Genomic DNA, 25,495 nt, shown 5'->3' with positions numbered 1-25,495 from the left:
AAGCGCTACCCCTCAAAAGTCTGTGCTCAAGTTTCGCCACAGAATGCCGAAGCCCATGCCATGAGTCTTGCCGTCCAGTGGAGCGTCCCCTTAATATGCGGCGCTCGGGCCGCAAGCCTATCCTGCCGCGGCGCTCCTGCCAACGCGCGGTGCTGCCACTCTGATGTTGCGTGATTCCATGAGCTTCCAAGATTCCTCCGAGTCCACCCAAGCCGGTTCCGGCCCGCAAGACGAAACCGACACGGAGGCCGGGGCCCTGCCTGACGAGCGCTACCGCCTGACCCATACCTCGCAGATCGGCACGGTGCTGCGGGACCTGTCCTGGCAGAAGTGCCTGATCACGGTGCGCACGCGCACGGGCCATCAGTTCGTGACGTCGGTGCTGCACATGGACCCGGTCAACCGCACCTTTATCTTCGACTGGTGCAACGCCGATGCCGAGCGCCACGCGCTGATGACCTCGGACGAGAACGCCTTTTCGGGCCTGTTGCGTGGCGTGCCGGTCAATTTCATGGTGGGCCGGCCGTCGGCCACGCGCTACGAGCAAGGTCCGGCCTTTATCGTGGAGTTTCCCGAGAAGCTCTACCACTTCCAGCGCCGCCGCCATTTCCGCGCGCGCACGCTGGTGACCAAGGGCTACCGCTGCGAGATCCGCAACCCGGACAACAGCGTGCTGGCGCTGGACATCGCCGACCTGTCGCTGTCTGGCGTGGGCCTGCGTTCCAGGACCGTGGGCGCGGACCAGCTGCCGGTCGGCACCATGGTGAGCCGCTGCCGGCTGGACTTCCGCGAGCTGGGCAAGCTCGACGTCGACCTCCAGATCGTGGGGCACTGGCTGGTCGGCAACGACGACAGCGCCATTCACCACTACGGCTGCGCCTTCGTCAGCCCGGACGGCCGCATGGAGAACTTCCTGCAGCGGCTGGTGTTCTCGCTGGAGCTTGCGCACCGCGGCTGAGGCGGGGGTTGGCGCTCGATTGCCCGCTCGCATCGCGGCATTCGGCAGTGCGGCTCTCCCGGCTGTTCACACGCTGATCAGGACGTGATCAGGCGCCCGATGGCCGCGGCGGCTTCGCGCATCGGCGGCAGCAGGCGCGACACCATCTCCGCCTCGGTCACCTTGGCCGCGCGCACGCTCACGCTGATGCCCGCCAGCACGATGCCGGCGGCCGAGCGCACCGGCACCGCGATTGCGCGCAGGCCCGGTTCAAGCTCTTCATCGACGATCACGTAGTCCAGTTCCCGGGCGCGCTCGAAGCAGCTTTCCAGTTCCTGGCGCGACACCTTGGTCTGCAGCGTGCGCGGACGCAGGTCCGCATGCTCGAAAAAGCCGTCGAGCACCGACGAGGGCTGGTGCGCGAGCAGCAGGCGCCCGTTGGACGTGCAGTAGGCCGGCAGCCGGCTGCCCATGCCGAGCGAGTAACTGACCACGCGCTGCACTTCCGAGCGCACCAGGTACAGGATGTCGGTACCGTCCAGGATGGCCAGCGTGCAGGTCTCGTGGATGCGCGCGCTCAGGTTGTCGAGGATCGGCTGCGACAGCGACACCATCGACGTCGACGAGAAATACGCATGCCCCAGGTGCAGCACCCGCGGGCGCAGTGCGAACTGGCCGTCCTGCTGGCTGACGTAGCCAAGCTGCTCGAGCGTATACAGGCAGCGGCGCACCGACGCGCGCGACAGCTGCGTGCGCTGGGCCACCTGCGAGATCGTCAGCGGGCGCTTGCGTTCGGAAAACGCTTCAAGCACGGTCAGGCCGCGCGCCAGCGACAGCATGAAGTTCGGATCGCCCGAGAAACTGCCGAGCAGGTCGGACTGGGGGCGGGCAACTCGGACCGTATCGGCCTGGGCCTGGCCGATGCCAAGGGGGCGGGTAGTCTCCATCGTGCTTGTCTTGTTCGATAATCGCGCAATCTTAAACGGAGTCGGCGCCGCGGGCCAGCGGTTTCGCTATCGCAGCAGCGGTCTTAGCCGACCTGCTCGCGCAGCAAGGTCGTCATGCGCTGTGCCAGTGGCGAAAGATACGCACCCGCGCGCGTGACCACGCCGATGCGCCGCCGCAGGTCCAGTTCGTCCAGCCCGACGTCCAGCGGCCTGAGCCCGGGCATGATGGCTTCGACATGCGCGCTGGAAATGCTCAGCATCGGCGTGCCGCGGACCAGCGCGAACAGCGACGCGGTACCGAAATCGACCTCCACGCGCAGCGCAGGCGGCGGCAGGCCACGCCGGCGGAAGGCCTCGTCGACCTGCTGGCGCAGCACGATATGCCCTTCGGGCAGCAGCCACTCCTGGCTGGCCAGGTCCGCCAGGCTGAGGTTGCGCCGCTGCTGCAGCGGATGGGATTCGTCGGCCACCACGACCAGCCGGTCGTCGAACAGCGGTTCGATTGCAAAGGCCTCGGTTGCGTGACGTGGCAGGGGTGCCACGGCCAGGTCAAGCTCCCCGGCCGCGAGCAGGTCCATCAGGTCACGGGCGAGGCGCCGGCGCAGCTTCAGGCGGGCCACCGGCCGCTCCTTCACGAGCTGGCGGCAGGCGCCCAGCACGATGGCATTCGGCAACGAAGGCGAATATCCCAGCCGCAGCATACCCAGTTCGCCTGTGCGGATGCCCTGCATCTCCTTGAGTGCGTCTTCGTACTCCAGGTGGATGCGGCGGGCGCGTTCGATAAAGAGCCGGCCCGCATGGGTGACGCTCATGCCGTTGGCCGTCCGCTCGAACAGTGGCAGGCCAGCCTGGGCTTCGACGCGCTGCACGGCCTTGGTCAGGGCGGGCTGGCTAATGCCCAGCTGGTCCGCGGCCCGGCCGATCCCTCCGCTGCGTTCCACGGCAAGGATGTATTCAACGTCGCGTGTCTCCATGCTGGCATTCCCATCAGTTATGGCTTTATAGCCATTCATGCATTGTGGTGATGTCGTCCATCTTACAGACTTAGCCACAGGCAAGACGCAAAAACGAATACACGGAGACGCCCATGGGCTTTGCATATTTCCTGCGCCGCGCGGCGCGCTATTGGGGCGACCAGCCGGCCGTTCTCTACCGCGACCAGGTGTTGACCTATCGGCAGCTGGATGAGCGCTCCACGCGGCTCGCCAACGCGCTGCTCGCGCTCGGGCTGCGCAAGGGCGACCGCGTGGCCGTGCAGTCGCGCAACCGCCCGGAACTGGTCGAGATCGAATGCGCGCTGTACAAGGCGGGGCTGGTGAAGGCCGCGCTGAACCCGCGTTTCACGGCTGCCGAAGCCTCTGACGTGGTGGACAACTGCAAGCCGCGCGTATTGATCGCGGGGCCTGGCTACACCGGCTACGTGTCCGCCACGCGCGGCTTCGGCTCGGTGGAGACCTTCATCGCCATCGGCGCGGACGCCCCGGGCTATGCCGGCTACGAAGCCCTGCTCGCCCGGGCGGGAACCGAATTGACGGAGCTCGTGCCGGCAGCCGATGACCTTGCCGTGCTGCATTTTTCATCGGGTTCGACCGGCAAGATCAAGGCCGCCATGCAAAGCTACGGCAACCGGCAGGCGGCGCTGCGCAAGATGCTGATGAGCATGGACAGCCCGCCGCGTCCCGGCGATCGCCTGGCGCTGATCGGCCCCGTCACGCACGCCTCCGGCATGCTGATGCAGCCCTACCTGTACTGCGGGGCCACGCTGGTGCTGTTCGAGAAGTACGAGCCCGCACACTTCCTGGCCGAGGTGGCCCGCCTGCGCATCACGCACGTGTTCATGGTGCCGGCCATGATCAACATGCTGCTGGCCGAGCCGTCTCTCGCCAGCGCGGACCTCAGCAGCCTGAAGACGCTCGCCTACGGCGCCGCACCGATGGCGCCGGCGCGGATCCGCGAGGCGTGGGAACGCATTGGCCCGGTGCTGTCGCAAGGCTATGGCGCGAGCGAATCGACCTCGGGCGTCACGCGCCTGTCCACCGCCGACCATGCACTGGCGATGGCTTCGTGCCCGGAGCGGCTTGCCTCCTGCGGCCGTGCATTGGGCGAGACGGAAGTGCGCGTGGTCGATGACCACGGCCGCGAGGTCGGCGTCGACCAGATCGGCGAACTCGTGATCCGCGGCGAGGATGTCTTCCAGGGCTACTGGGGCGAGCCCGCACTGACGCAGGAGGTGCTGGTCGATGGCTGGCTGCGCACCGGCGACATGGCGCGTGTCGATGCGCAGGGCTACATCTACCTGGTGGACCGCAAGAAGGACATGATCATTTCCGGCGGCTTCAACGTTTACCCGACCGAGGTCGAGGCCACGCTGTACCAGCACCCCGACGTGCTCGAAGCCTGCGTGATCAGCGTGCCCGACGACACCTGGGGCGAAAGCGTGAAGGCCGTGGTCACGCTGCGCCCGGGACGCGAGGCCAGCGCGCAGGCATTGATCTCGCATTGCCGCGAACGGATTGCCGACTACAAGTCGCCGCGTTCGGTCGACTTCGTCGATGAACTGCCCAAGAACGCCAGCGGCAAGCTGGCCCGCAAGCTGGTGCGCGAGCCGTACTGGCATGGCGCTTCGCGCCGCGTGAACTGAGGAAAGCACCGCCATGTTCGATACCCTGACCAATCCCGTGCTGCGCGAAACGCGCGCGGCCATCCGGCGCTTCATCGACGAAGAGCTGCGTCCGCTCGAGCGCGAACTCGGCCTGGGCCCGGAAGACCCGTGGCCCGTCGAGACCCTGCGCGGCGTGTGGCGCCGCTCGAGCGAGCTTGGTCTCTACGCCGCTTGCCTGCCTGAAGCGCTGGGTGGCAAGGGGCTCAATATCGCCGAGCAGTGCGCGCTGAAGGCGGACCTCGCGGCCAGCGGCTGCACACTGGCGCCCCATGTGCTGGGCGACCTCGGCGGGCCGCCGCGCGTGGGCAATATGCTCAAGTACGCCACGCCCGATCAGCTCGAACGCTATTTCCGTCCCGTGATCCGCGGCGAGAAGTCGACTTGCTTCGCGCTGACCGAAACGCATTCGGGCTCGGACGCGCAAAGCATCGCCACCACCGCAGTGCCCGACGGCGACGAGCTGGTGATCAACGGCGGCAAGCACTACATCAGCGGTGCGCCGTTCGCCGACTTCGCCATCGTCATGTGCGTGACCGACGCGAGCGTGTCGCCGCCGGCCATCAGCGCCGTGCTGGTTGACCTCGACCTGCCGGGCGTGACGGTGACGCAAGCCTATGTGCCGATGTCGGGCCAGCATATCGACGCCGACATCGCCTTCGACAACGTGCGCGTGCCGCGCGCCAACATCCTCGGCGGCGAAGGCAACGGCTTCCGCCTCGGCATGTCGCGCATCAACGTCAACCGCCTGTTGCACTGCCCGTCGATGCTGGGGCTGGCGACGCAGGCTTACCGGTCGTCGCTGGAGTACGCGGGACGGCGGCGCCAGTTCGGAGGGCCGATCGCTCGCTTCCAGGCCATCCAGCACATGCTGGCCGACATGGCTGCGGCGCTGTGGGCCTGCGAATGCATGATCGCGCAGACCGCCGCGCTCGCCGATGCCGGCGCGGACCTGCGCATGAAGGCCGCCGCGTGCAAGCTGTTCGTGTCGGAGCGCTGCTTCGAGGTCGCCGACAAGGCCGTGCAGATCCACGGCAACGTGGGTGTGACGCGCGGCCATCCGGTCGAGCAGGCGTTCCGCAAGCTGCGCATGTTCCGCGTCTTCACCGGCACCAGCGAGATCCAGCGCAACACCATCGCCAAGGCGATTCTCGAACCGGCACCGGCGGCGGCGTAAGCCGCGTTGCGCGGCACGCCAGCTTCACCTCAACACGACATCAGGCGGCGCTGGACACGGTGCCCGCCACGGAGACAACCATGAACCGCCGACAATGGCTTGCCACGGCAGGCGCAGCCGCCGTGAGTTCCGTGCTGGCACCGGTGCGCGCGGCGACCGCCGCGACCGCCGCTTATCCCAACCGCCCGATCCGGCTGATCGTTCCTTTCCTGGCCGGCAGTTCCCCCGACAACACGGCGCGGACGGTTTCGGCCGAACTCGGCGCGCGGCTCGGCCAGCCGCTGGTGGTCGAGAACATGCCCGGCGCGGGCGGCATCATCGGCGCCAATGCGCTCAAGCGCGCCGCCGCCGACGGCTACACCATCGGCCTGCTGGCGAATACGCATGTCATCAACGTGCATATGTACCGGCAGCCGCCGTACGATCCGGCGCACGACTTCACCGCAATTTCCGCCATCTCGGGCGGCCCGACCGCGCTGGTGGTGCCGGCGGACTCGCCCTACAAGACCGCGTCCGAACTGATCCAGGCGATGAAGAAGGCGCCGGGCAAGTTCAACTACGGCTCGGGCGGCAAGGGCAGCATCGCCCATCTTGCGGTCGAAGCGCTGCTGCACCAGGCCGGCTGCGAGGCCGTGCATGTCCCGTACAAGGGCGCGCCGGAAATCCTCTCGGCGATGCTGAGCCACCAGACCCAGTTCGGCATGCCGGTGCTCGCCACCGCCACGCAGTACCTGCGCAACGGGCAGGTGCGTGCGCTGGCGGTGTCTTCGTCGTCGCGTTCGCCGTTCTTTCCCGACGTGCCGACGCTGGCCGAGGTGCTGCCGCCCGGGTTTGCCATCGACAACTGGAGTGGCTTGTTCGCGCCGGCGCATTTCCCCGCCGAGCTGACGCAACGGCTGTTCACCGCCGTGGCGGAGCTGCAGTCCGGACCGCGCCTGGCAGCGCAGGTCAAGGCCAACGCCGGCGAAGTGCGCCGCAGCGCATCGCCGGCGCAGTTCCAGGCCATGGTCGCCGCCGACACAGCGCGCTACGCGGCGCTGATGCGCTCGATCGGCATGAATGGCGATATCAGCTGAACCCGGGAGCGTTGCCATGAAGCCAGAGTGGTCCTGCCTCAAGGATGTGAAGATCCTGGACGTCAGCCAGCTGCTGCCAGGTCCGCACGCGACCAGCCTGCTGATGCAGCTCGGTGCCGACGTGATCAAGGTGGAGCAGCCAGGCACGGGCGATACCTCGCGCCAGCTTGGCAAGGCGGTGTTTGCGCAGTTTAATCGCGGCAAGCGTTCCGTGGCGCTCGATTTGAAGACTGCCGAGGGCCGCGAGGCTTTCCTGGCGCTGGCGCGCGAGGCCGATGCGGTGGTCGAAGGTTTCCGCCCGGGCGTGATGCGTCGGCTCGGGCTCGACTACGCGGCGCTGGCCGAGGTGAATCCCGCCATCGTGCTGTGCTCGATTTCCGGCTTTGGCCAGGAAGGACCCTACGCCGACCATGCCGGTCATGACCTGAACTACCTGGCGCTGGCGGGCTACTGGGCGGTGCCGGTGCAGGTGCATGACACGGTGTCGCGGCCGCGCGCGCGCATCTCCGACTATGCCGCTTCGGGCTACGCAGCACTGTCGCTGGCCGTGGCCATCATGAGTGCGCGCGCCAGCGGCCATGGGCAGCATCTCGACGTGTCGATCCACGACGCGATCCTGTCGTGGACCGCGCAAGGGGCATGGGCCGCACGCGACTACGCGGACCGTCCCGTCGACGCGCCGATGGTGATGCCGGACAACGACCTGTTCGAGACCCGCGACGGCCGCCACCTCGCGCTTGGCATCCTGGAGAACAAGTTCTGGACGAATCTGTGCGAAGCCATGAGCGCGGAATTCCCGGCATTGCGCGATGCGCGCTTTGCCGCGCGTGCCGGCCGCCAGCAGCACAAGCGCGAGGTGCATCGCCTGCTCCAGGACATGTTCCGCACGCGCACGCTGGCTGCGTGGGCACAGGTGTTCGCGACGCTGGATGTACCGTTCTCGCCGTCGCTGCAGGCGGGGGAATTGTTCGACGATCCGCACGTCCAGGCACGCGGACTCATTCGCCACTTGCCGGCAGAGGACGCGATCGCGCTGCGGTTTCCGGTGAAGTTCTCGCTGGGCCTGCCGGATGCCGATGACACGGTACCCCCGCTGGGCTCGGTGGGGGACTGACGACTCGCCTTGTGGCGCGAATTGCCAAGTCAATGGCGCCTATTGTGATCTTTGCGGTCTCCGATGCTCGTACGATCGAGGCAGAGCTTTCGCCAGCCTGGCACGGAGACCGATGGAACTCGACGATTCGTTCATCTGTGGACTACGACGGAAATGTCCACGACATCGGATGCCAAGGGCAACCTCATGACATCCCGATGAACACCCCCTCCATGCCGGCATCCGGCGAAACGCCGCACACGGAACCCATGCCGGGGGTCGCTGCCATGGCTGCCGTCGTCGCCGGATTGTCGATGCTCGGGCAATTCGCCATTGCCAGCTATTTGCCTGCCTTCCCGGTCATTGCCGATGACATGCACGTCACCGGGGCGCAGGTGCAGCAGTCGCTGACCGCCTATCTGCTGCCGTTCGTGCTGATGATGCCCTGGCACGGCGCCATCTCCGACGCCCTCGGCCGGCGGCGGATGATCCTGCTCGGCTGCGCGCTGTTCACCCTGGGGTCCCTGGTCTGCGCGGGTGCCACCGGCATCTGGGGGCTTCACGTCGGGCGGGCTTTGCAGGGCGGCAGCGCCGGCATTGGCGTGATCGTGGGCCGCGCGATGGTCAGGGATGTTTTCCACGGCATCAAGGCGCAGAAGGTCATGGCACTCGTCGCCATGATCTTCGCACTCGGGCCGGCCCTCGCACCCGTCTGCGGCGGCTGGCTATTGCTGTGGATCGGATGGCGCAGCATCTTCGTTTTCCTGGCGCTGGTGTCCGCATCGCTTCTTGCCGCCTGCTGGCTATGGGTCCCGGAGACGCTGCCGCGGGCGCGCCGGCATCCGCTCGAGCCCATGTCGCTCGCGCGCGCCTATGGGAACATGCTGACGCATGGCCGCTTTGCCGCCCTGGCGCTAGCCAATGCCGGCGTCAATGTTGCCATCTACGTCTACGTTTTTACCGCTCCGCGCTTTGTGACCCAGTATCTCGGCCTGGGCGCGCAATCGTTCGGCTGGGTATTCATCCCGATCGTGGCAGGAATTCTGTTCGGGGCCCTGGCATCGCATCGCATCGCCGGCCGGGTCCGTCCGGAGCAGAGCGTGTGGATCGGGCATGCCATCATGCTGCTGGCCGGTACCTTCAACATTGCCGTATGCGCCCTGCACGCCCCCGCCATGCCCTGGGCACTGGTTGCGCTGCCGGTCTTTGCGGCCGGGATGACCATCACGCAACCCAGTCTGCAACTGCTGGCGCTCGATTGCTTTCCCGCGCGGCGCGGGCTGGCGTCCAGTGGTTATGTCACGACCCAGCAGTTCGGCAATCTGCTGTTGTCGGCGCTGCTGGTCCCGCTACTGGACTCCCCGGTCAAGATGGCGATCTGCATGGCAGGGTTGCAGCTGTTCGGCCTGGTCATGTTCCTGACTTCGCAACGTCGGACGGTAGCAGTTTCTCCGTAATCCAACGCGGTCGCCGCACGGTCACATTCGAGTAGCTTGCGATCCCCGTTCAACGGTGCGCAGCGCGGCGGTTGTCAGTGACCGCCCTACATCGATGACCAGTGGCTTGGTATAGAACGAAATCATGGACGTTCCCCATGCCCGTTGGCACCTCAGGAGAATCGAGATGGCGGACCAGAAACAGTACCCGGACACCGACCCGCGACATCACGCGCTCAAGATCAAGTCAATGTTGGAAGCGGCGCTGCAGCATATGCGTTCGGATGTCGGAAAGGTCACGGATCCAAAAGCCCAGGCCTTGTTCGAAACGTCAGCCGAAGTGCTGAGCGGCCTGGTGGCCGCGTACGAGCATTTCGAGCAGCGGAGCGAGCCTGCGTGGCGGTAGCCGAGGCTGGCGGCCTCTATCGCACGCCTCCAGCCTCAGAGCTTCTGCAGCGCGGCCAGCGAGAAGATCTTCGCCCAGCGCCGCGCATGCGTGCGCGTTGGCATGGGAATGTGCCATAGCGGCCGGGTATTGTGCTCGAGCCGCAGGGCGAGCGCCCAGGCACCTGCATCGGATACCGGCTCCGCGCTGGCGATGTCGGCGAAGATAAAGCGCGATTGCGCGTCGCCGAGTGTCACCGTGCCAAGCTTGCGTTCCGCATCGACGCGCAGGCTGCCCCACGTGCCGTCGAGCGACAGGATGCGCTCGCCCTGGATGCGCACGCCATGAATGGCGCGCCAGCGCCGCACGCCGCCGGCGACCAACGCCGCCAGCAGGGCAACGGCGAGCGCGACGGCGCCGGCACCTGCCACGGTGCCGAACGCGGCGGCGACGGCGTGGTAAAGACGAACGTACCCGTAGATCAGGGCACCGATGAGGGCAAGTCCGAGCAGGATAAAGGGCACGTGCGGTTCCGGCGCATGCCGGGCGCGCTGCCCGGCCATCAAAGCAGCGATTCTACCGGCGACCCGATCAGTCGCCGGTGCTGCCCGCCCAGCTGATCAGAACTTGTGCCGCAAGCCCAGCGCCAGGCTGTTGGCAGTCGCCAGCGATTTAGCATCAGGCCAGCGTTTTTCGCATAGGCCGCGGCCAGGTTGGCGTGCTGCGCACCATCGGTGTCGAATGCTTGAGAGAGAACGGGCGCTTAGCGCCCCTGGACGTTATGCCTTGCGCGCCCTGAGAAACCTGAAGAACTCCACGCCTTCCTGCAAGCGCCGCTTCATCATGTCCCAGCTCATCAGCATCTCGCGCACGATTTCCCAGATCTTCGATGGCCGGAAATAAAACCGCTTATAGAACTCCTCCACGCCAAGGTAGATCTCTTCGCGCGACAGGTGCGGGTAGCCGATGGTCGAAGCCTGGGTGCCGGAGTCATTAAGCAGGGTGATGACCTTGCTGTCGTTGAGCCATCCATTCTCGACCGCCTGCTTGTGAAGGACCGTCCCCGGATAGGGCGCAGCGAGCGACACCTGGATGGTGTGAGGGTTGATCTCCTTCGCGTATTCGATCGTCTTCTTGATGGTCTCGTGCGTCTCGCCCGGAAGCCCGAGAATGAACGTGCCGTGGATCTTGATGCCGAGTTTTCGGGAGTCGTCGCTGAAGCGGCGCGCCATATCGGTACGCAGGCCCTTTTTGACATTGACGAGGATCTGGTCGTCGCCGGATTCGTAGCCCACCAGCAGCAGCCGCAGCCCGTTGTCCTTCATTACCTTAAGCGTGGAGTAGGGCACATTCGCCTTGGCATTGCACGACCACGTCACCCCGAGCTTGCCCAGGCCGCGGGCGATCTCTTCTGCTCTCGGCCTGAGGTCGGTGAAGGTGTCATCGTCGAACATGATCTCCTTGATCTCGGGCATGTTGTCCCGGATCCACTTCACCTCTTCCAGGACGTTGTCGACCGAACGGGTGCGGTAACGATGTCCCCCGACCGTGTGCGGCCACAGGCAGAACGTGCACCGCGATTTGCAGCCGCGCCCCGTATAGAGGGAGACATAAGGATGCTTGAGGTAGCCGCTGAAGTAATTGCGGGTCGTGAGGTCGCGCTTGTAGACCGGCGCGACGAACGGAAGCTGGTCCATGTCTTCCAGGATCGGGCGCGCCTCGTTGTGCGTGATGCCACCGTCGGGCAGGCGATAACTGAGCCCGAGAATGGATTCGAACGGCAGGCCTTGCGCGATATCCCGGCAGGTGAAGTCGAATTCCTCGCGGCACACGAAGTCGAGTGCATCGCTTGCCGTCAGCGAGCCGTGGGGATCCACGGCCACTTTGGCGCCAACCATGCCGATCAGGATCGCCGGATTGCGCCGCTTCAGGTGTTCCGCGAACTGGATGTCGCTCGGGAACGACGGAGAACTGGTATGGATGATGACCAGCTCATACGGCTCGGCAATGTCCAGGGTCGCTTCCAGTGACAGGCCGTCTGCGGGCGCATCCACCAGGCGACTGTCCGGGATCAGCGCGGCGGGCTGGGCGAGCCACGTCGGATACCAGAAAGACCGGATCTCGCGCTTGGTCTGGAATCGCGAGCCCGCTCCCCCATCGAAGCCGTCATATGAAGGTGCCTGCAGAAACAGCGTTTTCATAACTGTCCTCGGAGAAAGTCGTCGGCTTGACTGCGATCGTCACTGGTATGAACTCGCGGAGCAGCGTCAATCACAGAGTGGCAGGATGCGGCTCAGGAATATTACGCCTTGTGAACTCGGTATGGCGAGAAATTGACCATCGGCACGTTGTCACTTTTCGGTATCTACAATGCAGAAACCGAGATCTTGAGGCGCGCGGTGCCAGAAAAGTCGAACAAGCACCGGCGGAGGTTGTGGAAGACGCGCTGGCGCGTCTTCAAACGATTCTCGAATAACCGTCAGTATGCGCTCGCCGCCCCGTCAGGAAAGCTTCCTCCCCAGCGTCTCGGGTACCATCGCCAGCCCCAGCAGCGAGACCAGTCCGCAGCCGATCAGGTAGAACGCCGGCGCATTAGGGCTCCCGGTCATATGGATCAGCACGGTAGAGAACAACTGCGCGAAGCCGCCGAACACCGCGATGGCCACGTAGTAGGTCACCGCCATGCCGGTGGCGCGCATGCGCTGTGGGAGCACCTCGCTGACCAGCACCAGCGTGGCGGGCGAGGTCATCGCCATCGGGATCGCCAGGCAGCCGACCACCACCAGCAGGCACGTCAGCGTCGGGAAGGCGTTGATCAGCTCGAAGGCCGGGTACGCCATCACCAGCAGCGCCACGCGCGACCACCAGACGATGGTGCGGCGCCCGTAGCGGTCGCTCATCCAGCCGGCGATGGGGCCGAAGATAACCATCATGCCCGCGGCAACAAAGCCCGCCCAGACGGCGTCACCGCGCGGGATGTTGAGCTGGAAGCTGGCATAGTTGGGCAGGTAGTAGGCGATCAGGTGCACCGCGGCTGCCAGGCCCGTCATCAGCAGCACGCTGGCCACCAGTTCACGCCAGTGCTGGCGCATCAGCTTCCAGCCACCGGCGGCCGCCTTCTTGCGCGCGGGCGGCTCCAGCGTCTCTTCCAGGCGGCGGCGAATCACCTGCCCGACCGGAATCACGAGAATGCCGATCAGGAATGCCGCGCGCCAGCCCCAGTGTTCCAGCGCTGCCGGGCTCAGGGAATGGGTGAGCCCAAGCGCCACCAGTGCGGCGAAGACGGCGGCAATGCCCTGGCTGGCGGTCTGCCAGCTGGTGTAGAAGCCGCGCGAACGTTCGTCGGCATACTCCATCAGCATGGCGGTGGCCGAGCCCATCTCGCCGCCGATCGCAAAGCCCTGCACCAGCCGCGCCACGATCATCAGGATCGGGGCCATGACACCGATCTGGGCATACGGTGGTGTCACCACCAGGATCAGCGCGCTGAACGCCATCAGCCACATCGACAGCAGCACCGCCGGCTTGCGGCCGCGGCGGTCGGCATAGGCGCCGATCACCAGCCCGCCGAGCGGGCGCATCAGGTAGCCCGCGCCGAACGTGCCGAAGGACAGCAGCAGCTGGCCAAACGGATTGCCGACGGGAAAGTAGAGCGGAATGATCAGCGTGGCGAAGAAGTTGTAGACGCCGGAGTCATACAGTTCCAGCGCGCCGCCGATGGTGATGGCCGTAATGGCCGACGCCTTCGACATGGGTTTCTTCTGGTCCGTGTCGTGGCTGGATACCGGCGGGTGCGCCGGTGCGGCCATGGTGGTGGGGTCGAGAGGCATTGCAATTCTCCTGGCGCGGCGGGCCGGCAGGTCTTGTCCGGCTGCCGCGTTGTCTCAATCTGAATCTGACCGATGACGGCCCTTTCGGGGCGCCGTCGACTTAATCTTGTTTCCCGCTACGCTACTCGGGCTGAAGCCCGGCGCGACGCACGGCGAGGGGCCATTTCCTCTGATCCGCCTCGATCAGGCTGGCGAATGCCTGCGGGGTGCCGCCAACCGGCTCGAAGCCCTGGCTCGTCAGGCGCTGCCGGACGGCTGGGTTGCGCATGGCCTTGGCCAGTTCTCCGCTCAGCCTGGCCACCACCTGCGGCGGCGTGCCGGCAGGCGCCACCAGGCCATACCACTCGCTTGAGTCGATGCCGGAGATACCCGCCTCGGCCAGCGTCGGCACGTCAGGCAACTGCGGCAGCCGGTGGGTGCTGACTACGGCAAGCGCCTTGAGTTGCTTTGCACGAAGCAGCGGCTCCGCCACCGGAAGGCCCGGGAACATCAGCTGCACATGGCCGCCGACGAGGTCGGCCAGCGCCGGGGGCGCGCCCTTGTACGGCGCGTGCACGATGTCCACGCCCGCCTCTCGCTTGAACGATTCGCCGATCAGGTGGAGCTGCGTGCCCGGCCCCGAAGAGGCATAGCTCAGGCGACCGGGGCTGGCCTTGGCCTTCGTCACCAGCTCCTGTACCGTGCCGGCCACCGCGGGGTTGACCACCATGACGTAGTTCAGGCTGACCAGCTGCCCGACCGGCACGAATTCGCGCGACAGGTCCACCGCCGTGCTGCCTTGCAGGCTGCGGTTGATGATCATCGGCGTGGTCGCCACCAGCAGGGTGTACCCGTCCGGGGCCGCTTTCGCCGCAGCGGCCGCGCCGATGTTGCCGGCCGCGCCCGGACGGTTCTCGATCACCACCGGCTGGCCGAGGCCGCCGGAAAGCTGCTCGGCGACCACGCGCGTGGCCATGTCCACGCTGCCGCCCGCGGGCCACGGCACGATGACGCGGACCACGTGATTCGGATAAGTGCCCTGCGCCCAGGCGCAGGTCATCATCATGGCCGTAAGTCCGATCGCGCCGAGTACCGTTCGCGTGCATCGCGTCTGGAATGTCATAACCGTCTCCTCGCTTCTTGCCAGTGTCCCCCCGCTGCGACGGGACACCTGTGCGTTATTCCAGCCGGAATCCCGTCTGCTTGATGGCCAGTGCCCATTTCTTCTGCTCGGCGGCCATGAAGGTCCCGAACTGGTCGGGCGAACCAGGGGCAGCCGGCTCATACCCCTTGCTCGCCAACTGCTGGCGCACGCCGGGCGCATTGAGCGCCTTCTCGATTTCCTTGCCCAGCAGGACCACGATGTCCTTCGGCGTGCCGGCCGGGGCGACCAGCCCGTACCATTCGCTTGCCTCGATGCCGGGGTAGCCGGCCTCGGCCATGGTCGGGATCTCCGGGAACAACGGCAGGCGCTGCTTGCTTGCCACCGCAATGCCCTTGAGCTGGCCGCCCTTCACGAACGGCATCACCGCCGGCACGCCGTGGAACATCATGTGGATATGGCCGCCCACCATGTCGGTGAGCGCCTGCGGGCCGCCCTTGTACGGCGCGTGGACGATATCGACGCGAGCCATGTCCTTGAAGAGTTCGCTGACCACGTTCTGCTGCGTGCCCGGGCCTACCGATGCGTAGCTGAGCTTGCCCGGCTCCGCCTTCGCCCGGGCGACGAGATCCTTGACCGAGCCCGCGACGGACGGATTGACCACGAGCATGTAAGGCGAGCTCGCCATCAGGCCGAGCGGCGCGAAGTCCCTGCCCAGGTCGAACGGCAGGTTCTTCTGCAGGCTCGCGTTGATAGCCATCGGTGCGCTGGCGACCAGCAGCGTGTAGCCGTCGGGCGCGGCCTTGGCCGCGGCACCCGCGCCGATATTGCCGGTCGCGCCGGGACGGTTGTCGACCACGAACTGCTGGCCCAGGCTGGCGCTCAGCTTCTCGGCCACGGTGCGCGTGACGGTATCGACGCCGCCGCCTGCCGGCCAGGGCACGATGATCTTGACCGGGCGGTTCGGGTAGCCACCCTGGGCCAGGGCGCTGGCGGCACAGGCGGCAAGCGCAATGGCGCCAAGGGCACGGTGCAGTACGGATTTCATGGCTTGTCTCCTCTTATCGTTGGATGGTCCCCACGCCGTCCTTGCAGCGCGGGGCCTCGCTACACCAGTCTGGTTCAGGCCGCCACGGTCGGCTTGATTTCTTCTTCGCGGACCTCGCTGCCGTCCCACTGCGCCTTCAGCCGTTCCCAGCGGGCACCGGCGGCAGCGAGGTTGCGTGCCTTGACGTGGCCATAGCCGCGAATGTCCATTGGCAGCCGTGCGATCTCCAGCGCCAGTTCAACGTTCTGCGCGGTGAGCTTCGGCAGCAGCGCCGCGATGCAGTCGCGGTACTCCGCGATCAGCGCGCGCTCTTCACGGCGCTCTGCGGTGTAGCCGAACGGGTCGAGCGCGGTGCCGCGCAGGCCCTTGAAGCGGGCCAGCAACGTGAAGGCCTTGCGCACCCAGGGACCATAGGCAGCCTTGAGCGGCTCACCATCCTTGTTCTTCTTCGCGAACAGCGGCGGCGCCAGGTGGTGCACCAGGCGGAAGTCGCCTTCGAACATCGACTCGATCTGCTTGCGGAACGCGGCGTCGGTGTGCAGGCGCGCCACTTCGTACTCGTCCTTGTAGGCCATTAGCTTGAACAGCGAACGCGCCACGGCTTCGGTGAGGCGGGTGCCGCCCGTGACGGTCTCGGCCTTCCTGACGCGGTCGACCAGGGACTCGTACTGCGCGGCGTAGGCGCGGTTCTGGTAGGCGGTGAGGAACTCGACGTGCCTGGCGAGCAGATCGTCCAGCGTCGGCTTGCGCACGAACTGGATCACCTGCGCGTTGGCAGCCTTCAGCGGCACGCGCGACATGTCATGCGCACACATCCGGCCCCATTCGAATGCGGCCTTGTTGCTGTCGACCTGCACGCCGTTGAGTTCGATGGCACGCATCAGCGCGGCATGCGACAGCGGCACGCGGCCCTTCTGCCACGCATAGCCCAGCATCATCAGGTTGGCGTAGATCGACTGCCCCATGACCTGCTTCGCGACCTGCTCGGCATCGAAGCTGCCCACGTTGTCGCTGCCGGCGGCCTGCGCAATGCGTCCAACGGCTTCCGCGGTTTGCGGGTCCCAGTCCGGATTGCGCACGAACGCGGCGGTCGGCGTGACGTGGCTGTTGAGCACCACGTAGGTCCGCTGCGGCGACATGGCGGCGAGCGATGCCTTGCTGGCGGCCACCACCGTGTCGCAGGCGATCACCAGGTCGGCCATCGCCATGTCGACGCGGCTGGCGTGCAGGGCATCGGGGCTCGCGGCGATCTGGATGTGGCTCCAGGTCGAGCCGCCCATCTGCGCCATGCCGGTGGCGTCCTGCGTGATCACGCCCTTGCCTTCCAGGTGCGCGGCCATGCCCAGCACGCCGCCGATCGTCACGATGCCGGTACCGCCGATGCCGGCCACGACGATGCGCCGGGGCGTGGCGGCATCGGGCAGCAGGGGCATCGGGATGTCGGTCGGGACCGGCTGCTTCTTGCCGCCTGCCGACGGCTTCTTCAGCTGGCCGCCTTCGACGGTCACGAAGCTTGGGCAGAAGCCCTTGGTGCAGGAGAAGTCCTTGTTGCAGGTGTCCTGGTTGACCTTGCGCTTGCGGCCGAACTCGGTTTCCACCGGCTGCACGGCCAGGCAGTTGCTTTCCACGGAGCAGTCGCCGCAACCTTCGCACACCAGTTCGTTGATGACGACACGCCTGGCCGGATCAGGCATGGTGCCGCGCTTGCGCTCGCGGCGCTTCTTGGTGGCGCAGGTCTGGTCGTAGATGATGGCGGTCACGCCGCTCACTTCGCGCAGTTCGCGCTGCACGGCGTCGAGTTCATCGCGATGGCGCACCGTGACGCCCGCCGCCAGGTTGGCGACCCCCTTGTACTTTTCCGGCTCGTCCGTGACCACCACGATCTGGCGGACGCCTTCGGCGTGCAGCTCGCGCGACATCGCGGGGACATCGAGCTCGCCGCCGTCCACCGGCTGGCCACCGGTCATCGCCACGGCGCTGTTGAACAGGATCTTGTAGGTCAGGTTCACGCCGGCGTGGATCGACTGGCGTATCGCCAGCAAGCCGGAGTGGTTGTACGTGCCGTCGCCCAGGTTGGCGAACATGTGCTTGCGCTTGCTGAACGGCGACTGGCCCATCCAGTGCACGCCTTCGCCGCCCATCTGCGACCACGAGGTGGTGGAGCGGTCCATCCAGACCACCATGCCATGGCAGCCGATGCCGGCCGTGGCGACGGAGCCTTCCGGAACCTTGGTGCTGGTGTTGTGCGGGCAGCCGGGGCAGAACCACGGCAGACGGTCGGCGGCGCGCGAATCGCCCTGCGCGGTGGCGCGCTCCTTGGCCTCGATTTCCTGCAGGCGCACATCCATGCGCGCGGCCACGTCGGCGGGCACGCCCAGTGCCTTGAGGCGCTGCGCGATGGCCTTGGCGACCAGGGCCGGCGACAGGTCGGCCTTGGCGCGCAGCAGCCAGTCCTCGGCCGGCTTGCGGTGGCTCCATTCGCCGCCGGCGCCGTCGGTGTGGTGGTACTTGCCGAACACGGCCGGGCGTGCATCGGCGGGATAGTGGTAAAGCTCGTCCTTGAGCTGCTGTTCGATCAGCGGGCGCTTCTCCTCGACTACCAGCACTTCGCGCAGTCCGCGTGCAAAATCGCGCACGCTGTCCGGCTCCAGCGGCCATACCACGCTGACCTTGTGGACCCGCACGCCCATCGCGCGGCAGGTCGCGTCATCGAGCCCCAGGTCGAGCAGGGCCTGGCGCGTGTCGCTATAGGCCTTGCCGCTGGCGATGATGCCAAGGCGGTCGCTCGGGCCTTCGACCACGTTGCGGTTCAGGCGGTTGGCGCGCACGTAGGCGAGCGCCGCCGGCCACTTGAATTCCATCATGCGCGCTTCGGCGGCCAGGGGATCATCGGGCCAGCGGATATGCAGGCCGCCCTCGGGCATGGCGAAGTCTTCCGGCAGGAGGATGCGCGCGCGGTCCGAGTCCGTGATCACCGACGCGCCCGATTCCACAACTTCCTGCACGGTCTTCATGCCGGCCCACAGGCCACTGAAGCGGCTCATGGCAAACGCATGCACGCCCAGGTCCAGGATGTCCTGCACGTTCGACGGGAAGAACACCGGCAGGCCGCAGGCGATCAGGGTGTGATCGCTCTGGTGCGCCAGCGTGCTGCTCTTGGACACGTGGTCGTCGCCGGCCAGCGCGATCACGCCGCCCAGGCGCGAGGTGCCGGCCAGGTTGGCGTGCTTGAGCGCATCGCCGCTGCGGTCGACGCCGGGGCCCTTGCCATACCAGATGCCGAACACGCCGTCGTACTTCTTGCTTTCCGCGTCGAAGTCGAGCTGCTGCGAACCCCACACGGCGGTTACGCCGAGTTCCTCGTTGACGCCGGGCTTGAACACCACGTGGTTGTCGGCCAGGTACTTCTTGGCTTGCCACATTGCCTGGTCATAGGTGCCGAGCGGCGAACCGCGGTAGCCGGAAATGAATGCCGCAGTGTTGTGGCCGGCCAGCGCATCGCGCCGGCGCTGCAGCAGCGGCAGGCGCACCAGGGCTTGCACGCCGCTCATGAAGGCGCGGCCGGATTCGAGCGCGTACTTGTCGTCGATCGACACGGCCTCCATGGCCTTCCGGGCTTCGTCGGGGAGAATTGGAGCGTTCATGGCGAATTCAGCCTGTGTATTTGTGGGGTAGGGACGGCCAGCGTCTGCCGGTAGCCCGGATATCGTTGATGTCGGTCGAAAACCCGGCTAGGCCGGAAACGGGATGGCCAAGGTCCGGCCAAGTTCGCCCAGCTCGCGGGCGATGGCTTCGGGCAGGGCAATGCCGCGCTCGCGGCCCTCGCGTTCGAGTGTGTCGCCGCGCTGGCCGGGAAGCCTGGCCTCGGGGCCGCCGGCGGCGAGGTAGTTGCCGGTCCACTGCGCCATGTAATCGGCGAAAAGCTCCTGGCCGGAAAATGCCTCGGGCCGCACCAGCCACACAAAGCCGCCCTGGCGTCCGACCGCGCCGCCGCTGCCGACGCTGTTGCGCGCGGGGTCAAGCGAGCCTGCGGTAGCCGACAGCGCGCCGGCCAGGCATTCGACCATCATCGCGATGCCGATGCCCTTGTGGCCGCCGGTCGGCAGCAGCGAGCCGGCCAGCGCGCGCTGCGCATCGGTGGTCGGTTCGCCGTCGGCATCGAGCGCCCAGCCCTCCGGAATGGGTTTGCCTTCCCGCGCGGCAAGCAGGATGTGGCCGCGCGCGGCGACGCTGCAGGCCACGTCGAACACGATCGGTGCCTGGCCCGGCAGGGGGCAGCCGAAGGCAATGGGGTTGTGCCCGATGGCGGGACGGGCAAAGCCTTCCATGCCGAGCACGGGCGGCGTGCGCTGTCCGACGATGCAGAACGCGCCGGCTTCGGCCGCGAGCAGCGCGTGGATGCCCAGTGCGCCCAGGTGGCCGCACGACTGCACGGCAACCAGTACGCTGGCACTCGATTCCAGCGCTTCGAGGCCCAGTTGCACGGCGTGCGGGCCGGCGACCTGGCCCATGGCGCCATCGGCGTCCAGCACGATGCCGCCGGGGAACGTGCGGTGCGACATGCTGGCGCGCGGGTTGAAGTCACCGGCGCGCAGACGATCGACATAGGACGGCACGCGCGTCATGCCATGCGTCTTGTAGCCGCGCAGTTCGCTGCGCACGAGCGCGGTGGCGGCCTCGGCGGCATGCTTGGGCGCCACGCCGCACGCTTCGAATACGGCAGACGTCCAGCGCTCCAGGCTTTGGGCGGTCCGGCGTGTGGTCATGAAGATTTCTCCCGTACGATCATCAGCCGCTCGGTGAACGGGGCGGCATAGACCGACTGGTAATAGAGCGGCTGGTCGCGCAGCGTGTAGCCGCGCATTTCCATGATGAAGGCAGGTGCTTCGGCGTCGAGCCCCAGCTCGCGCGCGGCCGTTGCCGGCGGCGGGCCGAAGCGGATCCACTGGTCCACGCGCAGCGTCGGCAGCGACAGGCGCTGGCCGATCAGCTCGCGCAGGTTCTTCTCCAGCGCCTCGCGGTCCAGGCCACCCAGTTGGGCAAAGTCTTCCTCGCGCAGCCAGAATTCGCTGTACAGGTCGAAGCGGCCGCCGACATTGATCACGCGCTCGATGCGCACGTAGCCATCGCCTTCGAGGAAGTCCGCCCACGGGCCCTTGCGCTTGATGCGCTTGACCGAGCGCGCATGGACGTAGGACGGCAGCTCGTTGCCCTCTTCATCGCGAAAGCGCAGGTAGCGGACATCCGCGGGCGCCACGCGCGTGCCGGAAACGAAGGTGCCGCGTCCCTGCTCGCGTGTGATCAGTCCGGAGTGCGTCAAACGGATCAGCGCCTTCTGGATCGTTCCGACGCTCACGCCATGTATCGCGGCCAGCTCGCCTTCCGAAGGCAGGCGGTCGCCCTCGCGCAGGTCGCCGGATTCGATGGAGCGGATGATCGCGTCGGAGACGCTGTTGAGTTTGGTCATGGTTGCTCAGAGGCTCAGTGCGAATCGACTGATCGCGGTCTCCCGGATATCGAGCACCTCGCTGGTCAGCTGCGTGCCGGATGCGACGTCCATCGCATAGGCATAGAGCTGATCGCCGAGATCGGAGATTTTTTCTCCGTGCTGAAGGATCCCGCTGACGTCGAAATCTATGTTGTCGGCCATGGTCTGCAGCGTATTGACGTTGCCGCACACCTTGACGGTCGGTGCCACCATGCTGCCGATCGGGTTGCCCACTCCGGTGCCGAAGAACGTGAGCTGGCACCCGCCGGCAGCAAGCGCAGTCAGATTTTCCACTGCCGCGGCCGGGGCGTCCATGAAATGCAGCCCCTTCTTCTGCGGCGCCTCGCCATAGCGCAGTACGCCCACCAGCGGCGTAGTCCCGGCCTTCGCCAGGGCGCCGAGCGCTTTTTCCTCGACCGTGGTCAGGCCGCCGCGTTTGTTGTCGGGCGAAGGCTGGTCCTCGCGCATGTCGACGCCGCGCGAAATCGCCAGGTTTTCCATATTGCGCACGGCCGTGACGAAGGCCTCGCGCACGCGCCCGTCGGTGGCCCGGTCGGCAAACAGGTGATCGGCGCCGATGAACTCGGAGGTTTCGGAGATGATGACCGTGCCGCCTTCCGCGATCACCAGGTCGGCCATGCGGCCGATTACCGGGTTGCAGCTCAGGCCCGAGGTGGTATCCGATCCGCCGCATTCGACGCCGAGCACCAGCGACGATACCGGGCACGGCACGCGGCGTGCGCGCGATGCCTGCAAGGAAAGTCGCGTGGCCTTGCGCGTGCCTTCGGCAATGCAATCGACGGTGCCGTTGGGTTGCAGGTGCACTTGTTCCACGGGCTTGCCGCTGGCTTTGATGCGGCGCGCGACTTCCTCGGTGGAAGACGGCTCCAGGCCCACCAGCAGCACCGAGGCGATGTTCGGGTTGCGGCCAAGGCCCGCCAGCGATTCGAAGGCGAAATCCAGGTCGGCGCCGAACTGGCCGCGCACGAACAGCGTGGTGACCGGGATGCAGCCGCCCACGGTGCGCGCAATGGTGCGCGTCACGGGGTTGCAGTTGTCCATGACCGAGACGACGGCGACCCAGTTGCGCACGCCGACCGCGCCGTTTTCGCGCGGGTAACCGAGAAAGGTGGTTGCCATCTGTGTTAGCCCTTGTGCAGGTCGCCGCGCGCCCGCGCCGACTCGATGTTGTGAACGTGCATGTGTTCGCCGGCACGGATCGCGTGGCTGGCGCGGCCGATGATCTGGCCGTACTTCAGGATGTCCTGGCCTGCCGTGGTCTCGGTGACGCAGACCTTGTGGCCGAACGGAACGTCCTGCAGCAGGACCAGCTTTCCGGTTCGTTCCCCTTCCAGGGCACAGGCGTCGCCGGCATGGCCGGCGTCCAGCAGGGTGGCCACGTTGTCGGCCGGGTTCAGTACGATGGCTCGGGGCATTGATTAACTCCTGTATAGGTGTTGAGATGCAATGTAGAGAATCGACGTGGCCTTAGTCAAGAAGAAACAAGGATATCCCCGAGAAAACCACTACTCCTACGTAGAAGTCCTATATAGAAGTTGTTGACATCGTCCATGCGCATGTCTATCGTCATAACAACGGAGCCGCCCGGATGCGGCATCCGCTCCCAACATAAGAGGACAGGCATGAAGGTGGCATCACACCTCGTGAAAATTGCGAAGCTCCACGCACTGCGTGAACGCCTGGATCCGCTCGAGGATTTCGAACTGTGGTTCTGGGCAGGCATGACCGCGGGCACGCATGCGGTCAATGCAGCACTGCACCACGCCGGCATCACGCTCGACGACGAGATGTTCGCGACGCAGCCCGGGGTCTATCTGGTGCCGCAGCCGGACGGCAACCTGAAGGCGGCCTTCCGCCCGCTGGGCGACGTGCTGCATGTCGGCCGTCCGAAGGTCGAAGCGCCAGTGCCCGCCGATATCGCGGCGATGATGGAAGACATGGAGCGCATCGAGCACTACCGTGATCCGTGCTTGCGTGAAGGCCTGGCGCCCACGCAAGCGATTGTGCGGAACTGCGACGCCGCACTGCAACGATGCCTGGGCGTGCTGAACCGCCGCATGGAAGGAGCCGCACATGGACATTGAAGCGCACATGGCGATTGCGCGCCGCATTGAGGCGTCGATGCAGAAGTGCGAGGCCACGGATTACGAGATGACCATTGAAGCGGCCATGCTCGCCGGCACGCACTGGCTGAACGTGCTGCTGCACAAGTGCGGCGCCACGCCGTCGACGCAGGACGTGTTCCACAGCTACCTGCTGACCGTCAATGAATTCCGGCGGCTCACGGTGGCCGCGGAAAAGCCGCTCGCGGCGCTTGCCGCGATCGAAGACTGCCGTGCGCCGTTCGTGCGGGGCAATCATGCCGGCGGCGAGGCCGCGGCCGAACGGGCATTGAAGCTGCTTGCGCGGATCCGCGCGTCGGCGCTTGGCGCGACGTGATGCGGCAACGCGTGAGCCGCGCACAGATCAACAGACAACCACAGAGTCAGACAAGGAGCGAACAGTGAAGGCAGTCCGCGTAGTACCGGGCCCGGAGGGCGGCAAGGTCGAAGTACAGGATATTCCCGTGCCCGTGGCGGCGGCGGGCCAGGTGCTGGTGCGGGTCCGGGCCTCGGGCCTGAACCGCGGCGAAATCAACCAGGCCAGGGAGCTTCGCACCGGCAACACCATCACCACCGGCGTCGAGTTCGCGGGCGAGGTGGCCGAAGTCGGTGAAGGCGTGCACGGCTGGCGCAAGGGCGACCGGGTCATGGGGCACGGCAAAGGCTGCCAGGCCGAGTATGTGGTGGCCGATCCGATGGCGCTGATCGCCGTGCCGGATGGCATGTCGTGGATCGACGCGGCGGCGTTTCCCAATGTCTTCATCACCGCGCACGATGCGCTGGTGGTCAACGGGCAGCTCAAGGCCGGCGAGTCGGTGCTGATCAACGGCGCATCGGGCGGGGTCGCGCTGGCCGCGATCCAGATCGCTTCGCTGATGGGCGCGAAGCCCGTCATCGCCACTTCGCGTTCGGCCGCCAAGCTGGACAAGCTCAGCCAGTACGGCGTGGATGTCGGCATCGATTCGTCGAAGGACGATCAGGTCGACATGGTCATGAAGGCGACCGACAACAAGGGCGTCGACATCATCATCGACACCGTCGGCGGCCCCGTGTTCGAGGCCAATATGAAGAGCCTGGCCGTCAAGGGCCGCCTGGTGAACATCGCGCGGCTCGGTTCGGCCACGGCGCAGATCGACCTGTCGACGCTGTGGCTCAAGCGCCTGCACCTGATCGGCGTGACGTTCCGCACGCGCACCGAGCAGGAGCGGCTGGAATGCATCCAGGCCTGCGCGCGCGACATGCTGCCGTTCCTGCGCGCCGGCCGCGTCAAGCTGCCGATCGACCGCACCTTTGCCCTGAGCGATATCGGCGCGGCCCACGCATACATGAAGCAAGACCAGCACGTCGGCAAGATCGTGCTGCTGGTCGACTGAGCCATCGACAAACGAGGAGACATGATGACCATTGAAATCAAGCCGCTGACCGGCTCCGTGGGCGCGGCGATCACCGGGGTGAACCTGAACGACCCGATCAACGACGCCACCTTCCAGGTCCTGCACCAGGCCTTCCTGGAGCACGGCATGCTGGTCTTCCGCGGCCAGTTCCTGCAGCCCGCGGCACAGGTGGCCTTCGCGCGCCTGTGGGGCACGCCGGTGCAGGGCAACCCGCTGCTCAAGGGCCTGGCGGAATTCCCGGAACTGTTCCAGGTCACCAAGATTCCGAAGGAGACGGCCTCCACCGAAGCCTGGCACTCGGATTCCATCTACACCGCCGTGCCGCCGAAGATCTCCATCCTGTCTGCCGTCACCATCCCGGTGGGCGGGGACACCATGTGGTGCAACCAGTACCTGTCGTACGACCGTCTGTCGCCGACCTTGAAGCGCATGATCGAAGGGCTGCGCTGCACGTTCAGCGGCGGCCGCCTGGCGAAGATGACCGGCTCGGACAAGGTGCCGACCGCGGTTCACCCGATCGTGCGCACGCATCCGGAAACCGGCCGCAAGGCGCTGTACGTCGGCCACCCGGATACCGCGCTGTGCATCGAAGGCATGACCGAGGCGGAAAGCCGCCCGCTGCTCGACTTCCTCTACGAGCACTCCACCACGCCGGACAACGTCTACCGCCACATGTGGCAGGAAGGCGATGTGGTGATGTGGGACAACCGCAACACCATGCACTACGCCGTGCATGACTACGGCAATGCCGAGCGCGTGCTCAACCGCGTGACGCTCGAAGGCGACGTGCCCCGCTAAGCGGCACCACCATACCGGCACCG

At 66.4% G+C, this 25,495-nt stretch carries 23 protein-coding genes and 1 pseudogene; 12 read left to right on the top strand and 12 right to left on the bottom strand.

The window, feature by feature from the left end; genetic code table 11:
• Nucleotides 1-178 precede the first annotated feature (178 nt).
• A complete protein-coding gene (locus AC3FKG_RS04835) occupies nt 179-958 on the top strand; it encodes a flagellar brake protein (RefSeq protein ID WP_483712856.1) in 780 nt (259 codons plus the stop codon).
• A 77-nt stretch (nt 959-1,035) separates the two neighbouring features.
• On the opposite strand, the gene AC3FKG_RS04830 is transcribed toward AC3FKG_RS04835, so the two are convergent.
• Both AC3FKG_RS04830 and AC3FKG_RS04825 read right to left on the bottom strand, forming a co-directional pair.
• Nucleotides 1,036-1,884, bottom strand: a complete 849-nt coding sequence (locus AC3FKG_RS04830) for an IclR family transcriptional regulator domain-containing protein (protein ID WP_483712857.1) — start codon at nt 1,882-1,884, stop codon at nt 1,036-1,038.
• Nucleotides 1,885-1,967: 83 nt separating this feature from the next.
• Nucleotides 1,968-2,858: a LysR family transcriptional regulator gene (locus AC3FKG_RS04825; RefSeq protein WP_483712859.1), complete on the bottom strand. Its 891-nt coding sequence runs from the start codon at nt 2,856-2,858 to the stop codon at nt 1,968-1,970.
• A 113-nt stretch (nt 2,859-2,971) separates the two neighbouring features.
• Here AC3FKG_RS04825 and AC3FKG_RS04820 point away from each other — a divergent pair, with 113 nt between their 5' ends.
• The 6 genes from AC3FKG_RS04820 to AC3FKG_RS04795 all read left to right on the top strand — a co-directional run bounded on the left by AC3FKG_RS04820 (nt 2,972) and on the right by AC3FKG_RS04795 (nt 9,731).
• Nucleotides 2,972-4,525 carry an AMP-binding protein gene (locus AC3FKG_RS04820; RefSeq protein WP_488742543.1) on the top strand — a complete coding sequence of 518 codons (1,554 nt, stop codon included), beginning with the start codon at nt 2,972-2,974 and terminating at the stop codon, nt 4,523-4,525.
• Between the two features lie 13 nt (nt 4,526-4,538).
• Nucleotides 4,539-5,720: an acyl-CoA dehydrogenase family protein gene (locus AC3FKG_RS04815; protein WP_488742542.1), complete on the top strand. Its 1,182-nt coding sequence runs from the start codon at nt 4,539-4,541 to the stop codon at nt 5,718-5,720.
• 80 nt (nt 5,721-5,800) lie between these two features.
• The gene (locus AC3FKG_RS04810) at nt 5,801-6,796 is read left to right on the top strand and encodes a tripartite tricarboxylate transporter substrate binding protein (RefSeq protein ID WP_483712862.1); all 996 of its coding nucleotides are present in this window, start codon (nt 5,801-5,803) and stop codon (nt 6,794-6,796) included.
• Nucleotides 6,797-6,812: 16 nt separating this feature from the next.
• Complete coding sequence (locus AC3FKG_RS04805) at nt 6,813-7,910, top strand: CaiB/BaiF CoA transferase family protein (RefSeq protein WP_488742541.1); 1,098 nt, start codon at nt 6,813-6,815, stop codon at nt 7,908-7,910.
• Between the two features lie 11 nt (nt 7,911-7,921).
• On the top strand, nt 7,922-9,346 hold the full coding sequence (locus AC3FKG_RS04800; protein ID WP_488742540.1) for a multidrug effflux MFS transporter: 1,425 nt from the start codon (nt 7,922-7,924) through the stop codon (nt 9,344-9,346).
• A 166-nt stretch (nt 9,347-9,512) separates the two neighbouring features.
• Nucleotides 9,513-9,731: a hypothetical protein gene (locus AC3FKG_RS04795; RefSeq protein ID WP_488742539.1), complete on the top strand. Its 219-nt coding sequence runs from the start codon at nt 9,513-9,515 to the stop codon at nt 9,729-9,731.
• 35 nt (nt 9,732-9,766) lie between these two features.
• On the opposite strand, the gene AC3FKG_RS04790 is transcribed toward AC3FKG_RS04795, so the two are convergent.
• Both AC3FKG_RS04790 and hpnJ read right to left on the bottom strand, forming a co-directional pair.
• A complete protein-coding gene (locus tag AC3FKG_RS04790) occupies nt 9,767-10,234 on the bottom strand; it encodes a hypothetical protein (RefSeq protein ID WP_488742538.1) in 468 nt (155 codons plus the stop codon).
• A 255-nt stretch (nt 10,235-10,489) separates the two neighbouring features.
• Nucleotides 10,490-11,911 (bottom strand): hopanoid biosynthesis associated radical SAM protein HpnJ, encoded by a 1,422-nt coding sequence (hpnJ, locus tag AC3FKG_RS04785; protein ID WP_488742537.1) that lies wholly within the window; start codon nt 11,909-11,911, stop codon nt 10,490-10,492.
• Between the two features lie 173 nt (nt 11,912-12,084).
• Here hpnJ and AC3FKG_RS04780 point away from each other — a divergent pair.
• Nucleotides 12,085-12,186: pseudogene (locus tag AC3FKG_RS04780) on the top strand (type II toxin-antitoxin system ChpB family toxin); the annotation flags it as partial.
• A gap of 25 nt (nt 12,187-12,211) precedes the next feature.
• Here AC3FKG_RS04780 and AC3FKG_RS04775 read toward each other — a convergent pair.
• From AC3FKG_RS04775 to AC3FKG_RS04740, 8 genes are all read right to left on the bottom strand, one after another.
• Entirely contained in the window at nt 12,212-13,540 is a 1,329-nt protein-coding gene (locus AC3FKG_RS04775) for an MFS transporter (protein ID WP_483712873.1), read from the bottom strand.
• 121 nt (nt 13,541-13,661) lie between these two features.
• Complete coding sequence (locus AC3FKG_RS04770) at nt 13,662-14,642, bottom strand: Bug family tripartite tricarboxylate transporter substrate binding protein (RefSeq protein ID WP_483712875.1); 981 nt, start codon at nt 14,640-14,642, stop codon at nt 13,662-13,664.
• A gap of 55 nt (nt 14,643-14,697) precedes the next feature.
• Complete coding sequence (locus tag AC3FKG_RS04765; protein ID WP_483712877.1) at nt 14,698-15,669, bottom strand: tripartite tricarboxylate transporter substrate binding protein; 972 nt, start codon at nt 15,667-15,669, stop codon at nt 14,698-14,700.
• A 74-nt stretch (nt 15,670-15,743) separates the two neighbouring features.
• Nucleotides 15,744-19,313, bottom strand: a complete 3,570-nt coding sequence (locus AC3FKG_RS04760; RefSeq protein WP_483712878.1) for an indolepyruvate ferredoxin oxidoreductase family protein — start codon at nt 19,311-19,313, stop codon at nt 15,744-15,746.
• An 87-nt stretch (nt 19,314-19,400) separates the two neighbouring features.
• Nucleotides 19,401-20,435, bottom strand: coding sequence for an Ldh family oxidoreductase (locus AC3FKG_RS04755; RefSeq protein WP_483712879.1), 1,035 nt, complete (start codon nt 20,433-20,435; stop codon nt 19,401-19,403).
• Nucleotides 20,432-21,136, bottom strand: a complete 705-nt coding sequence (locus AC3FKG_RS04750; protein WP_483712881.1) for a GntR family transcriptional regulator — start codon at nt 21,134-21,136, stop codon at nt 20,432-20,434. Before AC3FKG_RS04750 ends, AC3FKG_RS04755 begins: the two co-directional genes overlap by 4 nt.
• Before the next feature lie 6 nt (nt 21,137-21,142).
• Entirely contained in the window at nt 21,143-22,297 is a 1,155-nt protein-coding gene (locus AC3FKG_RS04745; RefSeq protein WP_483712883.1) for a UxaA family hydrolase, read from the bottom strand.
• A gap of 5 nt (nt 22,298-22,302) precedes the next feature.
• A complete protein-coding gene (locus AC3FKG_RS04740; RefSeq protein WP_483712884.1) occupies nt 22,303-22,593 on the bottom strand; it encodes a UxaA family hydrolase in 291 nt (96 codons plus the stop codon).
• A 207-nt stretch (nt 22,594-22,800) separates the two neighbouring features.
• On the opposite strand from AC3FKG_RS04740, the gene AC3FKG_RS04735 reads away from it, so the two are divergent.
• From AC3FKG_RS04735 to AC3FKG_RS04720, 4 genes are all read left to right on the top strand, one after another.
• Nucleotides 22,801-23,262, top strand: a complete 462-nt coding sequence (locus tag AC3FKG_RS04735; RefSeq protein WP_483712885.1) for a hypothetical protein — start codon at nt 22,801-22,803, stop codon at nt 23,260-23,262.
• Nucleotides 23,252-23,617, top strand: coding sequence for a hypothetical protein (locus AC3FKG_RS04730; protein WP_483712887.1), 366 nt, complete (start codon nt 23,252-23,254; stop codon nt 23,615-23,617). The genes AC3FKG_RS04735 and AC3FKG_RS04730 overlap by 11 nt, the downstream gene beginning before the upstream one ends.
• Before the next feature lie 64 nt (nt 23,618-23,681).
• Nucleotides 23,682-24,653, top strand: a complete 972-nt coding sequence (locus AC3FKG_RS04725; protein ID WP_488742536.1) for a zinc-binding dehydrogenase — start codon at nt 23,682-23,684, stop codon at nt 24,651-24,653.
• 24 nt (nt 24,654-24,677) lie between these two features.
• A complete protein-coding gene (locus AC3FKG_RS04720) occupies nt 24,678-25,472 on the top strand; it encodes a TauD/TfdA dioxygenase family protein (protein ID WP_483714431.1) in 795 nt (264 codons plus the stop codon).
• Nucleotides 25,473-25,495 lie beyond the last annotated feature (23 nt).

This window comes from Cupriavidus sp. 22TCCZM04-2 (genome assembly GCF_057798895.1).
The sequence above is the reverse complement of the archived record's forward strand: the minus strand, read 5'-3'. Positions and strand labels throughout refer to the sequence as shown.

Excerpts from the sequence above, each read along its gene's own strand:
- AC3FKG_RS04810 (WP_483712862.1), top strand. The coding sequence starts at position 5,801 with ATGAACCGCCGACAATGGCTTGCCACGGCAGGCGCAGCCGCCGTGAGT.
- AC3FKG_RS04750 (WP_483712881.1), bottom strand. The coding sequence starts at position 21,136 with ATGACCAAACTCAACAGCGTCTCCGACGCGATCATCCGCTCCATCGAA.
- AC3FKG_RS04735 (WP_483712885.1), top strand. The coding sequence starts at position 22,801 with ATGAAGGTGGCATCACACCTCGTGAAAATTGCGAAGCTCCACGCACTG.
- AC3FKG_RS04815 (WP_488742542.1), top strand. The coding sequence starts at position 4,539 with ATGTTCGATACCCTGACCAATCCCGTGCTGCGCGAAACGCGCGCGGCC.
- AC3FKG_RS04820 (WP_488742543.1), top strand. The coding sequence starts at position 2,972 with ATGGGCTTTGCATATTTCCTGCGCCGCGCGGCGCGCTATTGGGGCGAC.
- AC3FKG_RS04770 (WP_483712875.1), bottom strand. The coding sequence starts at position 14,642 with ATGACATTCCAGACGCGATGCACGCGAACGGTACTCGGCGCGATCGGA.
- AC3FKG_RS04805 (WP_488742541.1), top strand. The coding sequence starts at position 6,813 with ATGAAGCCAGAGTGGTCCTGCCTCAAGGATGTGAAGATCCTGGACGTC.
- AC3FKG_RS04835 (WP_483712856.1), top strand. The coding sequence starts at position 179 with ATGAGCTTCCAAGATTCCTCCGAGTCCACCCAAGCCGGTTCCGGCCCG.
- AC3FKG_RS04795 (WP_488742539.1), top strand. The coding sequence starts at position 9,513 with ATGGCGGACCAGAAACAGTACCCGGACACCGACCCGCGACATCACGCG.
- AC3FKG_RS04775 (WP_483712873.1), bottom strand. The coding sequence starts at position 13,540 with ATGCCTCTCGACCCCACCACCATGGCCGCACCGGCGCACCCGCCGGTA.
- AC3FKG_RS04830 (WP_483712857.1), bottom strand. The coding sequence starts at position 1,884 with ATGGAGACTACCCGCCCCCTTGGCATCGGCCAGGCCCAGGCCGATACG.
- AC3FKG_RS04765 (WP_483712877.1), bottom strand. The coding sequence starts at position 15,669 with ATGAAATCCGTACTGCACCGTGCCCTTGGCGCCATTGCGCTTGCCGCC.
- AC3FKG_RS04825 (WP_483712859.1), bottom strand. The coding sequence starts at position 2,858 with ATGGAGACACGCGACGTTGAATACATCCTTGCCGTGGAACGCAGCGGA.
- AC3FKG_RS04730 (WP_483712887.1), top strand. The coding sequence starts at position 23,252 with ATGGACATTGAAGCGCACATGGCGATTGCGCGCCGCATTGAGGCGTCG.
- AC3FKG_RS04720 (WP_483714431.1), top strand. The coding sequence starts at position 24,678 with ATGACCATTGAAATCAAGCCGCTGACCGGCTCCGTGGGCGCGGCGATC.
- hpnJ (WP_488742537.1), bottom strand. The coding sequence starts at position 11,911 with ATGAAAACGCTGTTTCTGCAGGCACCTTCATATGACGGCTTCGATGGG.
- AC3FKG_RS04745 (WP_483712883.1), bottom strand. The coding sequence starts at position 22,297 with ATGGCAACCACCTTTCTCGGTTACCCGCGCGAAAACGGCGCGGTCGGC.
- AC3FKG_RS04755 (WP_483712879.1), bottom strand. The coding sequence starts at position 20,435 with ATGACCACACGCCGGACCGCCCAAAGCCTGGAGCGCTGGACGTCTGCC.
- AC3FKG_RS04740 (WP_483712884.1), bottom strand. The coding sequence starts at position 22,593 with ATGCCCCGAGCCATCGTACTGAACCCGGCCGACAACGTGGCCACCCTG.
- AC3FKG_RS04760 (WP_483712878.1), bottom strand. The coding sequence starts at position 19,313 with ATGAACGCTCCAATTCTCCCCGACGAAGCCCGGAAGGCCATGGAGGCC.